At 70.6% G+C, this 401-nt stretch carries 1 pseudogene; it reads left to right on the top strand.

The window, feature by feature from the left end:
• Positions 1-401 (top strand): annotated as a pseudogene (locus tag H5407_RS23685) (lipid-A-disaccharide synthase); the annotation flags it as partial.

Genomic DNA, 401 nt, shown 5'->3' with positions numbered 1-401 from the left:
CCTGCGCGAGGGCGGTATCAAGACCATCCACTTCGTCTGCCCCTCGATCTGGGCCTGGCGCGGCGAGCGCGTGCACAAGATCGCCAGGTCGGCGGACCATGTGCTGTGCCTGTTCCCCTTCGAGCCCGAGATCCTGCACCAGGCAGGCGTGGCCGCGACCTACGTCGGGCACCCGCTGGCCGATGCGATCCCGTTGCAGCCGCCCCGGGCCGAGAGCCGCGCGGCCCTGGGGTTGGCCGAGGGTGACACCGTCGTGGCCTTGCTGCCTGGCAGCCGTCGCAGCGAGATCGACTACATTGCGCCGCCGATGTTGCATGCGGCGCAGCTGATGCGCCAGGCGCGGCCCGAACTGAAGTTCATCCTGCCGGTGGCGCCGGGCCTGCGCGAACTGCTGCAGAGGC

It is taken from the genome of Mitsuaria sp. WAJ17, from assembly GCF_014174515.1.
GTDB lineage: Bacteria > Pseudomonadota > Gammaproteobacteria > Burkholderiales > Burkholderiaceae_C > Roseateles_B.
This window is presented reverse-complemented; position numbering and strand designations above follow the sequence as displayed.